Raw genomic sequence first — 13305 nt, 5'->3', positions numbered from 1 at the left:
CTGTCAGTGCATGTCGACCTGCCGCTTGTAGCGTTCGTATTCGGTCGGCAGGATCGTTTGCCGCTCGATCATCCGGTGCACGCGCGGTGGCTCCTGGCCGCGATGGAGCGCCCGCAGGCGGTCGCCATTCTCCGCATCCGCCTGCGTGCGGCGCTGGTTGTGGCGCACATACTCGATCCAGGTCGGTACGTGGTAGGTCTCGCTCCAGATGGTTGGATTTTCGAGGTCGCGCATCAGCGTCCACTGGCCGGCGCCGTCGCGGATTCGGATGCGCCGGCGCTCCGCCATCGCCGTCAGGAAGGCGGAGATATCCTCTTCCGCAATCTCGTAGTCGATGAGAACGACGATCGGGCCGCTGCGCGGCTTGAGGTCGAGCGGCAGTTGCGGCTCGCTGAAGCGGTTCAGCGGGTCAAGGTTGAGGGACTCGAACTGCGGCAGGCCATAGCGCAGCCCGAGCGCGGCGCCGGCCATCATCGCGACGGCGGCCCAGAGTAGCGCGTTCGACGCCCCTCGGCCGTCCGCGACGACGCCCCAAAGCCAGCTCCCCCCGGCAATGCCCCCGAAGGTCATCGTCTGATAGAGCGACAGCGCACGCGCGACGACCCAGCGCGGCGTCGAAAGCTGCACCGTCGTGTTGAACAGCGACAGGGCCAATACCCAGCAGGCGCCGGCGACGAAGAGGGCGGGGCCGGTGACGATGGAATTGTCGCTAAAGGCGGTCACGACGGCGCTGAGCGCAAATCCAGCGAAAGCCAGGCGCACGATCGCCTCGCTGGAGAGCACTTCCCGCATTCGCGCACTCGCCAGCGCTCCGCCGATCGCTCCGACGCCGAAGCAGCCGAGCAGGATGCCGTAGGTCAGCGGGCCGCCCTTTACCAGGTCGCGCGCGACGAGCGGCAGGAGCGCGAGGATGGCGCTGGTCGAAAGGCCGAAGGCAAAACTGCGCAACAGCACCTTGCCGATGTTCGGAGACATCGACACGTATCGCAAGCCGGCGGAAATCGCCCGGCCGAACGGCTCGCGTGGCAGCGGGCTCCTGGGGAGCGCCGGCTTCCAGCGCAGAAGCGCGAAGATCAGTGCGAAATAGCTGAACGCGTTGGCGGCGAAAGCGCCCGCAGCGCCGGCCGCGGCGACGATCGCACCACCGACGGCGGGGCCGACGCTGCGGGTGAGGTTGAACCCCATCGAGTTCAACGCCACCGCGGCCGGCAGATCCTCGCGCGGCACCATGTCGCCGACCGAGGCTTGCCAGGCCGGATTGTTCAACGCCGTGCCGCAGCCGATCAGGAAGGTGAAGCCGAGAAGCAGCCAGGGCGTGATCAGCCCATACCAGGCAGCCAGCGTCAGGGTGATCGATACGACAAGCATGAAGAACTGGGCGGTGAGCATGATGCGGCGGCGATCGAAGCTGTCGGCCAGTGCGCCCGAGACGAGCGAAAACAGCATGATCGGCAGTGCTGTCGAGGCTTGCACCAGTGCAACCATGTTTGCCGAACTGGAAATCGAGGCCATCATCCAGGCCGCACCCACCGACTGGACGAGGCCGCCGAAATTGGAAATCAGGCTTGCCGCCCAGATGAGGCGGAAGGTGTCGTGCCTGAAGGGTGCAAGGGGGGAAATGCGATCGGGCACCGCTCAGTCTCACCTCTTCTGATTTGGCTCGCCACCAAGATAGCGAGGTAATGCGTGGCGGCAAGGAAAACCCGCCGTCGAAATGGGTGCGGCTGCGATTCCTAACGGGATGGAATCGTTGCGACCATGTCCGCGTGGAAAGGATGGTTGCGGTGGCGCGCAGTCTGACAAGGTTGTCAGCGCCAAAGGAACGGCCGGGCGGCGAAACCGCCCGGCTCGCTTTACGGGCTCACGCGAGAGCCGCGCCGAGTTCGGCCAGAATGCGGGTCCAGCCACTCTCGTGACCGTTGCGGGCGTCTTCGCTGGCAAACTTCACCTGGCGGAGCGTAACCTCCGTTGTGCCGCTGTCTATTTCCCTGAGATCGATCGTCACCACGCTGTCATCGACCGAATAGGGGGATTCCCAGGTGAACGCGAGGCGTGAATACGGGTCGATCTCCAGATAGGTGCCGGCGTGCGGGATCTCTTTTCCGTCGACCGCCATCAGGATGGAGAACCGGCCGCCCTTGACGGGATCGGTATGCACCTTCGGCACCTCCATTCCCTCACAGGCGCGCATGAACTTCGCCAGCATTTGCGGCGAGAGCCACGCATTGAACACCTTCTCACGCGGAGCGGCGATCGTGTGGTTCACGGTCAGTTCGAGGTCCCTGGTCAGTTCGAGGTCCCTGGTCAGTTCGAGTTGGCTCATGGTCCTTCTCCTCGGAAGCGAGCAGTTGATCGAGCGCCGACAGGCGCAGTTCCCATATCGACTTCAGTTGCCCGAACCATCGTTCCGTATGTTTCAGTGGGTCGAGCTCCGCTGCAATGAAATGCTCGCGGCCCAAAGTCCGGCGAGTGACAAGTCCCGCCTCCTCGAGCACCTTGATGTGCTTCGACACCGAGTTCAGGGACATGTCGAAATGGGCAGCAAGTCCCGTCACTCTCAGAGGCCCCTCCTGGACGAGAAGCGTGAGAATCTGCCGCCGGGTCGTGTCGCCGGCGGCCTTCAGAATGCGTGACAGGATCTCGTCTTCCATTTGTTCACCCATGGGGTTGAATATTCCTTTTTGCTTCATTAGTCAACCATATGGGTGAATAAATTGCCAGAGATGCGCTTTGCTCCGCGCCGGCTTTCCACCAGCAATCCGACGAAAGCTTGCAATTCCCCGTCGGGCAGCGTATATAGCCGTCAAATTCTTGATCGGTTTGATGAGGAGTGGGCCCGCGAGGACCCGCTCTTTTTTATTGGCCCGGCCGAGCGCATGATGAACGATGCTCCGGAGCGTTGCTCACCCGTCGAACGGTGAAGTCGCGGCCCGAAGCCTCAGAGCCGGGTCGTAGCCTTCGATGGAGGGATGCGGGCGGCAAGGGACGCGACAATGACGGAACAACAGAACGAACCGCGGCTGATCGTCGAGACAGGCCTCGACCGGCGCGTGGCCGATATCATCGAGCCGACGATCGAGCAGATCGGCTACCGGCTGGTGCGGGTTCGCCTGTCGGCGCAGCACGGCATGACCTTGCAGATCATGTGCGAGCGCAGCGATGGGACCATGACAGTGGAAGATTGCGAAGCGGTCTCCATGGCCGTCTCGCCGGTGCTCGACGTTGAGGATCCGATCGACAAGGCGTATCATCTCGAAGTGTCGTCGCCGGGTATCGATCGCCCGATGGTCCGGAAATCGGACTTCTCCCGTTGGCTTGGGCATCTCGTCAAATGCGAGACGTCGATCCTGATCGACAGCCGCAAGCGCTTCCGTGGCAAGATCGTCGCCGCCGACGCGGAGGGATTCACGATCGAGCGCGATCAGCCCGCCTATGGCGAGGAGCCGAGCGTCACGATCCCGTTTTCGGCGCTCGCGGAGGCGAAGCTGATCCTGACCGATGATCTGATCCGCGACGCATTGCGCGCCGACAAGCTGGCGAAGGCGGAAGCTGCGAACCAGAACGACGCGGACGAATAGTTTTTGAGTGCGTTGCGTCTGCCGGGCGTCGCCCCGGGCGGGGCGCGATGGAGAAGACGGAACCCGGGGGCGGCAGGCCGCTCCCCACCGCCGGAGGCAGGGCCCCGGCATCAAACGGAGACTTGAGACAATGGCAGTCAGTGCTAACCGGCTCGAACTTCTGCAGATCGCGGATGCCGTGGCCCGCGAAAAGGTCATCGATCGCGAAATCGTTCTGGCGGCGATGGCCGACGCCATCCAGAAGGCGGCACGCTCGCGCTACGGCTCGGAATCCAATATCCGTGCCGACATCAACTCCAAGACCGGCGAAATCCGCCTCCAGCGACTGCTGGAAGTCGTCGAGCACGCCGAGGACTACTCCACGCAGATCCCGCTGGAACTGGCCCGCGATCGCAACCCGGACGCCAAGATCGGCGACTTCATCGCCGATCCGCTGCCGCCGATGGATTTCGGCCGCATCGCCGCCCAGTCGGCCAAGCAGGTGATCGTGCAGAAGGTACGAGAAGCCGAGCGCGACCGCCAGTTTGACGAGTACAAGGACCGCGTCGGCGAGATCGTCAACGGCACGGTCAAGCGCGTCGAATACGGCAACGTCATCGTCGACCTCGGCCGCGGTGAAGGCATCATCCGCCGCGACGAGATGATCCCGCGCGAGAACATGCGCTACGGCGACCGCGTCCGCGCCTTCGTCTACGACGTGCGCCGTGAGCAGCGCGGCCCGCAGATCTTCCTGTCGCGCACCCATCCGCAGTTCATGGTGAAGCTGTTCACGATGGAAGTGCCGGAAATCTATGACGGCATCATCCAGATCAAGTCGGTCGCCCGCGATCCGGGCTCGCGCGCCAAGATCGCCGTGATCTCCAACGACAGCTCGATCGATCCGGTCGGCGCCTGCGTCGGTATGCGCGGTTCGCGCGTCCAGGCCGTCGTCGGCGAGCTCCAGGGCGAAAAGATCGACATCATCCCGTGGTCGCAGGATCCGGCGTCCTTCATTGTCAACGCCCTGCAGCCGGCGGAAGTCGCCAAGGTCGTTCTCGACGAGGATGCGGAACGCATTGAAGTGGTCGTTCCCGACGAGCAGCTTTCCCTCGCGATCGGCCGCCGCGGCCAGAACGTCCGCCTCGCCTCGCAGCTCACGGGTTGGGACATCGACATCCTGACGGAGGCCGAGGAGTCCGAGCGCCGCCAGAAGGAATTCAACGAGCGCACCAACCTGTTCATGGATGCCCTCGATGTCGACGAGATGGTCGGTCAGGTCCTGGCCTCCGAAGGCTTCGCTGCCGTCGACGAGCTTGCCTATGTCGACCTCGACGAGATCGCCTCCATCGACGGCTTCGACGAGGACACGGCTACGGAAATCCAGACGCGCGCCCGCGAATATCTCGACCGCATCGAGGCCGAGGCCGACGCCAAGCGTACGGAACTCGGCGTTTCCGACGAGTTGCGTCAGATCGACGGCATCACCTCGCAGATGATGGTCGCGCTGGGCGAGGACGGCATCAAGACCATCGAGGACTTTGCCGGCTGCGCTGCCGACGATCTCGTCGGCTGGACGGAGCGCAAGGACGGGGAGACCAAGAAATACGAGGGCCTGTTCTCGAAGTTCGAGATTTCGCGTGCCGAGGCGGAAGCGATGGTCGTGCAGGCGCGCCTTGCGGCCGGTTGGATCACCGAGGACGACCTTGCCAGCGAGGATGCCCCCGTTGAGGTCGTGGAAGGTGCGGAGCAGGACGCCTGACCGGCGTCCGCTCCTGAGGTGAGCAGCAGCTGGAGATGCCGTTGCCCGAGAAAAGAACGAAGGACGACGGCGAACTCGGCCGGATGTGCATCGTGACCCGCGAAAGCGGCGATCCCGACATGCTGATCCGCTTCGTCGCCGGTCCGGACGGTAATGTGGTTGCCGACTTGAAGCGACAACTTCCGGGCCGCGGGTGCTGGGTGAAGGCTGAACGGGCGCTGATCGACAAGGCGGCGGCCAGAAAACTCTTCGGTCGCGCGCTCAAGGCGGACGTCAAGGCCGCGGCCGATCTCGGCGCTGAAGTTGAACGGCTCCTCCTGGGGCAGCTTGCGGGCATGATGAACATGGCCCGCAAGGCCGGGCAGTTCATCACCGGCGGCATGAACGTCGACAAGGCGGTGCGCGCCGGCGCGGCGCTCGCGGTGTTCCATGCTGCCGACGCCGCCGCCGATGGCGTCCGCAAGATTGACCAGGCGCGGCGGGCCTATATGTTCGCCGCGGACGAAGAGACAGAAGTGCCTTCGTTCCGCTTCGTGACGGAGGCGGAAATGGAGGCGCTTTTGGGCCAGAATGCTTTTATCCATGCCGCGGCGCTTGCAGGGCAGGCGGGTGAGGGTGTAGTGAAGCGCGCAATCATGCTCGAAAGGTACCGTGGCGATGGCTCGGTTCGGGCGCAGGGCGACGCTCGCCAGCCAAAGCAATGACGCGGGTGACCGGCCGAAACCGGCATCTCGCGCGTGACAGAATTGAACGGCAGGGTCTGGTGATACGCATCCGGCCCTGATCTAACGGAACGGAAACGGAATGACGGACAACAAAGACGACAAGACGATCAGCGTAGCGGGCAAGAAGACGCTGACCCTGAAGCCCTCGGGGGTTCAGCAGGGTACAGTGCGTCAGGACATGGGCCGTGGCCGCACGAAGGCCGTCGTGGTCGAGACCCGCAAGCGGCGTCCGTCGCGGCCGGAGGACGAGCGCCCGCCGGTCCATACGCCGGCGCCGTCGCCGCGTGTCGCCGAGCAGCCCGTGCGCCATCAGCCGGCTCCGCCGCCGCGCCAGGAACCGCAGCGCCCGCGCGTGGGCGTCGTGCTGAACCAGCTTTCGCCGGAAGAGATCGAGGCCCGCCGCAGGGCGCTTGCCGAAGCGCAGGTGCGCGAGGCCGAGGACGCGCGCCGCCGCGCCGAGGAAGAGGCGCGCCGCAAGGTCGAGGAAGAAGCGCGCCGCAAGGCCGATGAGGAAGCACGCATCCAGCGCGAGAAGGAAGAGGCCGAGCTCCGAGCCGCAGCCGAAGCGCGCGGCGAGACCATCGACGAGCAGGCTGCCGCACCCGTCGAAGCGCCAGTTGTTCCCCCCGTTGTAGCGCCGCGTCCGCAGGGCGCCCGCCCGGTCGCCCCGACCTCCGCCCCAGCTGTTGGCGCACGCGGTCGCCGTGAAACCGAAGAAGAGGAGAGCCGCGCACGCGGTCCAAGCGGTCCGGCACGCGGCAAGGTCACGCGTCCCGAGCCTGCCAAGGTGCCGGCCCGCCCGAAGGGCGACGAGGGGCGCCGCCAGGGCAAGCTGACGCTGACGACTGCCTCGACGGACGAGGACGGCACGCAGCGCGGCCGTTCGCTGTCGGCCATGCGCCGCCGTCAGGAGAAGTTCAAGCGCTCCATGATGCAGGAGACCCGCGAGAAGATTTCCCGCGAAGTCGTCCTGCCGGAGACCATCACGATTCAGGAATTGTCGCAGCGCATGTCCGAACGCGCCGTCGACGTCATCAAGTACCTGATGAAGGAAGGCCAGATGATGAAGCCGGGCGACCTGATCGACGCCGACCTGGCGGAGCTGATCGCCGGCGAATTCGGCCACACCGTCAAGCGCGTATCGGAATCGGACGTCGAAGAGGGCATCTTCAACGTTTCCGACGACGAGGCGGAGCTGGTGTCGCGCCCGCCGATCGTTACCATCATGGGTCACGTCGACCACGGCAAGACCTCGCTGCTCGACGCCATTCGCCATGCGAACGTGGTGGCCGGCGAAGCGGGTGGCATCACCCAGCACATCGGCGCCTACCAGGTCGAGCAGGACGGCAACAAGATCACCTTCATCGACACCCCGGGCCACGCCGCCTTCACGGCGATGCGTGCCCGCGGTGCGCAGGCGACCGACATCGCGATCCTCGTTGTCGCAGCCGACGATAGCGTCATGCCGCAGACGATCGAGTCCATCAACCACGCCAAGGCGGCGGGCGTGCCGATCATCGTGGCGATCAACAAGGTCGACAAGCCGACGGCCGACCCGCAGAAGGTGCGCACGCAGCTCCTGCAGCACGAGGTGTTCGTCGAGACCATGGGCGGTGAAGTGCTCGACGTCGAGGTATCGGCGAAGAACGGCACCAACCTCGACAAGCTCCTCGAAGCGGTTCTGCTGCAGGCCGAAATCCTCGATCTCAAGGCCAACCCGAACCGCACCGCCGAAGGTGTCGTCGTCGAAGCCGAACTCGATCGCGGCCGCGGCGCCGTCGCCACCGTCCTCGTCCAGAAGGGTACGCTGGCCCCGGGCCAGATCATCGTCGCCGGCGACCAGTGGGGCCGCGTCCGCGCCCTGGTCACCGACAAGGGCGAGCATGTGAAGGCTGCTGGTCCCTCGACGCCGGTCGAGATTCTCGGCCTGTCGGGTACGCCGGCTGCCGGCGACAAGTTCGCCGTCGTCGAGAGCGAGAGCCGTGCCCGCGAAATCTCCGAGTACCGCCAGCGCCTCGCCCGCGAAAAGCAGGTGGCGCGCCAGTCGGGTTCGCGTGGCTCGCTCGAGCAGATGATGAGCCAGCTGCACTCCTCCGGACTGAAGGAGTTCCCGCTCGTCATCAAGGGTGACGTGCAGGGCTCGATCGAAGCCATCGCCGGCTCGCTCGAAAAGCTTGGCACCGACGAGGTGCGCGCTCGCATCGTCCATTCGGGCGCGGGCGGCATCACCGAGTCGGACATCTCGCTCGCCGAAGCGTCGAACGCCGCCATCATCGGCTTCAACGTCCGCGCCAACGCGCAGGCCCGCAGCCTCGCCGAGCGTCAGGGCATCGAGATCCGCTACTACAACATCATCTACGACCTGATGGATGACGTGAAGGCGGCGATGTCGGGCCTGCTGTCGCCGGAGCGCCGCGAGACCTTCCTCGGCAACGCCGAGATCCTGGAGGTGTTCAACATCACCAAGGTCGGCAAGGTCGCCGGCTGCCGCGTCACCGAAGGCAAGGTCGAGCGTGGTGTGGGCGTTCGCCTGGTCCGCGACAACGTCGTCATCCACGAGGGCAAGCTCAAGACGCTCAAACGCTTCAAGGACGAAGTGTCGGAAGTGCAGTCCGGTCAGGAGTGCGGCATGGCCTTCGAAAACTACGAGGACATCCGCGCCGGCGACACGATCGAGTGCTTCCGCGTGGAGCACATCACGCGCACGCTGTAAGGGCTCGTCCACTCAGCTGTCATGCGAGCGCCGGAGTTTTCGGCGCTCGCATTTTTTTGAAGGTAACGACAATGACCAGAGCAACTTCCTCCGCCCCCTCGCAGCGCATGCTGCGCGTCGGCGAACAGGTGCGGGCGGCGATCACGCAGGTCCTGCAGCGCGGCGAAGTGCGCGATCCGCTGATCGAGAAGACGGTGATCTCCATATCCGAAGTGCGCATGTCGCCCGACCTGAAGCACGCGACGGCGTATGTCACCCCGCTTGGCGTGGCGGATCACAACGCCGTTATCGAGGCGCTGAACAAACATGCGAAATACATCCGCGGCAGGCTCGGGCCGCAGCTCAGGCAGATGAAATACATGCCGGACGTGCGCTTCCGCGACGACACGAGCTTCGACAACTACCAGAAGATCGACGAGTTGCTGCGCTCGCCCGAGGTCGCCCGCGATCTCGACGACACCGACGAACAATAACCGAAGAAACGAATGTCCAAACCACGTAAACCCAAGGGCCGCCCGATCTCGGGCTGGCTGATCCTCGACAAGCCGTTTGATTTCGGCTCGACCGAAGCCGTTTCCAAGATCAAGTGGCTGTTCAAGGCGCAGAAGGCCGGCCATGCCGGCACGCTCGATCCGCTCGCCTCCGGGATGCTGCCGATTGCGCTCGGCGATGCGACGAAGACCGTCCCCTATGTCATGGACGGCCGCAAAATCTATGAGTTTACCGTGACTTGGGGCGAGGAGCGCGCGACCGACGATCTCGAGGGCGAGGTGACGCGGTCTTCGGACACGCGCCCGGCCGCGGATGCGATCAAGGCCTTGCTGCCGGGCTATACCGGTGTCATCCAGCAGGTCCCGCCGCAGTTCTCGGCGATCAAGATCGACGGTGAACGCGCCTATGACATTGCCCGTGACGGCGAGACCGTGGAAATACCCTCGCGCGAGGTGGAAATTCACCGCCTGACGCTTCTCGGCTGCCCGGACGCAAACACGGCGCAGTTCGAGGTCGAGTGCGGAAAGGGCACCTATGTGCGCGCGCTTGCCCGTGATTTCGGTCGCGATCTTGGCTGCTACGGTCATATCTCGGAACTGCGCCGGACCTATGTCGCTCCGTTCGGCGAGGAAGACATGGTCCCGCTTGCGGATCTGACTGCGCTTGAGTCGATCGAAGACGAGGCCGAGCGGCTCGCGGCCCTGGATGCGTTCCTGATTGAGACCGCCGAGGCGCTGTCGAGCCTGCCGCAGATCGTCGTCAACGACGACCAGGCGCATCGCTTGCGGATGGGCAATCCGATCATCCTGCGCGGCCGCGACGCACCGGTATCCGCCGACGAGGCCTATGTCACGGCGCGCGGCAAGCTTGTTGCAATCGGCGAGATTGGCGGCGGCGAGTTCCGCCCGAAGCGGGTGTTCAGTTAAGCTGATGCGCGCGGCCGAGCCGCGCGCACTATTTAGCCGATCAGGCGAGACCTTCGGCTTTCAGCGTCGCCTGAACGGACGGGCGCACCGCGATCCGCTCGACGTAAGCCGTGAGATTGGGCCAGGCGGCAAGCGAAATGCCGGTGACGTTTGCCCAGCTGGCGACGACGAACGCGTAGGCATCCGCGACCGTGAAGGCTGAGCCGGTCAAGTAGGCCCGACCATCCGCGAGGCACGATTCCAACCAGGCGAATTTCTTGCCGACCATCTCGCGTGCGGCGTCCTTTTCCGCATCCGTCTTGCCGGGCTGGAAGATGGGGCTGAACGCCTTGTGCAGCTCCGATCCGACAAAGCTCAGCATTTCGTTCACGCGTGCGCGGGCCAAGGTCCCGGCCGGCGGCGCAAGGTCCGTCGCGCCATTGGAGTCTGCGATGTACTGAAGGATTGCCGGGCCTTCGGTGAGGATTTCGCCTTCGGCGATTTCGAGCGCAGGCACGGCGCCCTTGGGATTGATCGCCCAGTAGTCCCGGCCGCTCTCCATGACCTTGGTCTTGGTGCTAACCTGTTCGACCTCGAAAGGCTTCCCAATTTCGTGGAGGATTACATGGGAGGCCATCGAGCAGGCGCCGGGCGAATAGTAGAGCTTCACGTGGATTTCCCTTTCTGGAAAATTATCTGCAACGACGCCGGCAATACTCCCCTGGCGCTCGTTTGAAAACACGGGATTTGATCGCTGGGTCTCGCCTGCATGTCGCGGAATGACCAGATGTCGCGACTTGATTTCCGTCAATCCGCAAGGCTGAATGGTACAGCAGACACTGACATTTCGACGGCGGTGCAATGCTAGGCAAGCAGTAGCGCGAAGCGCATTACGCGGAGCGGCCCCGGTTGACGATGAGCAAAAAAGGCAGACCGACAGCACCAAGCCAACCCAACGGTTCGGACAGCTGGCGCGAACGAATGCGCCGTCCGGTCGCTTTCTACCTGGTCTGCCTCATTCTGGTGGTCGTCCTGCCTTCCTTCATATACGCCACGATCGTCCTCAACCGGACGAACGATGCCCAGGAGCGCGCGGTTGAACTGCTTTTGAAAGCCTCGACCGAGTCGGTAAACAGGGTGATCGACCGCGAGGTGTCGTCCATGCTGTCGATGCTGGCGTTCTTCTCGACCTCGAACTATCTGCAGACTGGCGACTACCGGAACCTGCAGGTACAGGCGGATAAGGCGCTGGTGGGGACGAATGCCCATCTGCTTGTGATCGGTCCGGACTATCAGCAGCGACTGAATTCGCGCGTGCCCTATGGCACCGAGCTCGGCCAGACAGCGGATCGGGCGACGGCGGAAAAGGCATTTGCGACCGACAGACCCGCAGTATCCAGCCTGTTTTTCGGGAAAACCGCACAGAACTGGGTCTTCAATGTGCATTATCCTGTCCGGCTCAATTCCGGCGAGCGGATCTTGTTGACCCTGACGCAGGATGCGAACCATCTGCTCAAGGTCGTGAACCCGGACATTCTTTCTCCGGAGTGGAATGCAGCCGTGCTGGACGATGCTGGCAAAGTGATCGTGTCGACCGACCCCGCGATCAACACCGGCGATCCATTCTTCCTTCAGGTGGTTCCCGCCTTGCGGATCGGTCTTGGCAGCGCGCGCCATCAGGACGTCGACTATCAGGTCGTGACGGACTTTTCGCCCCTGACCGGCTGGAAAATCGTTGCTTGGGCGAAGGCGGCCGATGTTCGGGCAACGGCGATGTCGTCGCTGCTATGGTTGACTGCCGGCGGGGCGATCATCGCCACTCTGGCGACGGCGGGCGCCGTTCTCATCGCACGGATTCTTTCGCGGGACGTGCGTTTGCTTGCGCATGACGCCAAGCGGCTTGGAATGGGCGAACGCGTGCCGCCGCGGCGCCACGTTATCGCGGAGCTGGACACGGTTTCCAAAGCTCTGTCGGAGGCAGCCGAAGCACGGACACGGGCCGAGAACGAGATACGGTTTCTGATGCGCGAGGTGGCGCATCGCTCCAAGAACCAGCTGACCGTCATCCAGGCGATGTTGAACCAGTCCGTCAGCATAAGGGAAACGGCCGTGGCCTTCGCCGATTCCTTCCGCAAGCGGCTGGCCGGGCTTGCACGATCGACCGAACTGATGATCACGAATGCCGCGCTTGGTGTCGACCTCGCCGAGCTTGCCGAAAACCAGCTGAAACCCTTCGTGCCCGTCGATGCAGGACGGGTTCGGGTGTCCGGGCCGCCGGTGCGGCTCGACAGCCAGGCATCGCAAACGCTGGGTATGGCGCTTCACGAACTTGCGACCAACGCGGCCAAGCATGGCGCGTTCGCCAATGACAGCGGCATCGTCGAATTGTCCTGGGCACTGGAGGCAGACCGCCTGAACCTTGTCTGGCGCGAAAGCTGTTCGAATTTCGATCCGGGCCTGGCCGAGACTCAACCGAAGGGCTTCGGAAGCGTCGTGCTGGAACGCATGCTCGGCATTGCCTTGGATGCGGAGCTGGAACGTAGAATGCATGCGGATGGAATAGAATGGCGGTTTTCGATCCCGTTGTCGAAGCTCAAGGAAGGGGCTAGTGAAGGGGAAGTCTGAAGGCGATATGCGGTGAGGGCCGGCACGCGGTCAGCCCGATCGACGCCCCTTCCATTTCGGACTCGAATGGTTTATAGGCAGCGCCAGCATGCGGACACGTTTCCGTCTGCCTGAATGGCCATCGCTGGACGACATCCCGGCGATTGGCGACCCAAAGTCCTCCATTTCAAGAAAGGATCACCGATGTCGATCACTGCTGAGCGCAAGGCTGCGCTGATCAAGGAATACGCAACCGTCGAAGGCGATACCGGTTCGCCGGAAGTCCAGGTTGCCATCCTGACCGAGCGCATCAACAACCTGACGGAACACTTCAAGGGCCACAAGAAGGACAACCACTCCCGTCGTGGCCTCCTGACGATGGTTTCGAGCCGCCGCTCGCTTCTTGACTACCTCAAGAAGAAGGACGAGGCCCGTTACAGCAAGCTGATTGCTGCTCTGGGCATCCGCCGCTAAAGGTTTCCTGGCGGGCGTTCCTCACGGGACGCCCGCCAGTCGTATTCGCGGAAGATTTCCGCTGCTGTTCCGCTGA

The 13305-nt window shown here is 63.8% G+C and carries 12 protein-coding genes; 8 read left to right on the top strand and 4 right to left on the bottom strand.

The features are described 5' to 3' along the window. Positions 1–3 precede the first annotated feature (3 nt). The 3 genes from J2Y48_RS02630 to J2Y48_RS02620 all read right to left on the bottom strand — a co-directional run bounded on the left by J2Y48_RS02630 (position 4) and on the right by J2Y48_RS02620 (position 2663). Positions 4–1632, bottom strand: coding sequence for an MFS transporter (locus tag J2Y48_RS02630; protein WP_310412261.1), 1629 nt, complete (start codon positions 1630–1632; stop codon positions 4–6). A 229-nt stretch (positions 1633–1861) separates the two neighbouring features. After that, positions 1862–2323, bottom strand: coding sequence for an SRPBCC domain-containing protein (locus J2Y48_RS02625; RefSeq protein ID WP_310412258.1), 462 nt, complete (start codon positions 2321–2323; stop codon positions 1862–1864). Further along, positions 2238–2663: a metalloregulator ArsR/SmtB family transcription factor gene (locus J2Y48_RS02620; RefSeq protein WP_310412255.1), complete on the bottom strand. Its 426-nt coding sequence runs from the start codon at positions 2661–2663 to the stop codon at positions 2238–2240. Before J2Y48_RS02620 ends, J2Y48_RS02625 begins: the two co-directional genes overlap by 86 nt. A 330-nt stretch (positions 2664–2993) precedes the next feature. Here J2Y48_RS02620 and rimP point away from each other — a divergent pair, with 330 nt between their 5' ends. The 6 genes from rimP (at position 2994) to truB (ending at position 10172) form a co-directional block, all read left to right on the top strand. After that, positions 2994–3578: a ribosome maturation factor RimP gene (gene rimP / locus J2Y48_RS02615; protein WP_310412252.1), complete on the top strand. Its 585-nt coding sequence runs from the start codon at positions 2994–2996 to the stop codon at positions 3576–3578. Between the two features lie 130 nt (positions 3579–3708). After that, positions 3709–5316: a transcription termination factor NusA gene (nusA, locus tag J2Y48_RS02610; RefSeq protein ID WP_310412249.1), complete on the top strand. Its 1608-nt coding sequence runs from the start codon at positions 3709–3711 to the stop codon at positions 5314–5316. Positions 5317–5351: 35 nt separating this feature from the next. Continuing rightward, the gene (locus J2Y48_RS02605) at positions 5352–6020 is read left to right on the top strand and encodes an RNA-binding protein (RefSeq protein ID WP_310412246.1); all 669 of its coding nucleotides are present in this window, start codon (positions 5352–5354) and stop codon (positions 6018–6020) included. A 100-nt stretch (positions 6021–6120) separates the two neighbouring features. Then, on the top strand, positions 6121–8754 hold the full coding sequence (infB, locus tag J2Y48_RS02600) for a translation initiation factor IF-2 (protein ID WP_310412242.1): 2634 nt from the start codon (positions 6121–6123) through the stop codon (positions 8752–8754). 71 nt (positions 8755–8825) lie between these two features. Further along, positions 8826–9227 carry a 30S ribosome-binding factor RbfA gene (gene rbfA, locus J2Y48_RS02595; RefSeq protein WP_310412239.1) on the top strand — a complete coding sequence of 134 codons (402 nt, stop codon included), beginning with the start codon at positions 8826–8828 and terminating at the stop codon, positions 9225–9227. Between the two features lie 12 nt (positions 9228–9239). After that, on the top strand, positions 9240–10172 hold the full coding sequence (truB, locus tag J2Y48_RS02590) for a tRNA pseudouridine(55) synthase TruB (RefSeq protein ID WP_310412236.1): 933 nt from the start codon (positions 9240–9242) through the stop codon (positions 10170–10172). Between the two features lie 40 nt (positions 10173–10212). Here truB and gstA read toward each other — a convergent pair whose 3' ends face one another. Continuing rightward, on the bottom strand, positions 10213–10821 hold the full coding sequence (gstA, locus tag J2Y48_RS02585; protein WP_310412233.1) for a glutathione transferase GstA: 609 nt from the start codon (positions 10819–10821) through the stop codon (positions 10213–10215). Between the two features lie 311 nt (positions 10822–11132). Between gstA and J2Y48_RS02580 the strand changes: the two genes are divergently transcribed. Beyond that, positions 11133–12776 carry a sensor histidine kinase gene (locus J2Y48_RS02580; RefSeq protein ID WP_310412230.1) on the top strand — a complete coding sequence of 548 codons (1644 nt, stop codon included), beginning with the start codon at positions 11133–11135 and terminating at the stop codon, positions 12774–12776. A 183-nt stretch (positions 12777–12959) separates the two neighbouring features. Continuing rightward, a complete protein-coding gene (gene rpsO / locus J2Y48_RS02575) occupies positions 12960–13229 on the top strand; it encodes a 30S ribosomal protein S15 (RefSeq protein WP_112600475.1) in 270 nt (89 codons plus the stop codon). Positions 13230–13305 lie beyond the last annotated feature (76 nt).

Origin of the sequence: Mycoplana sp. BE70, from assembly GCF_031455855.1 — a bacterium.
Classification (GTDB): domain Bacteria; phylum Pseudomonadota; class Alphaproteobacteria; order Rhizobiales; family Rhizobiaceae; genus Mycoplana.
The sequence above is the reverse complement of the archived record's forward strand: the minus strand, read 5'-3'. Positions and strand labels throughout refer to the sequence as shown.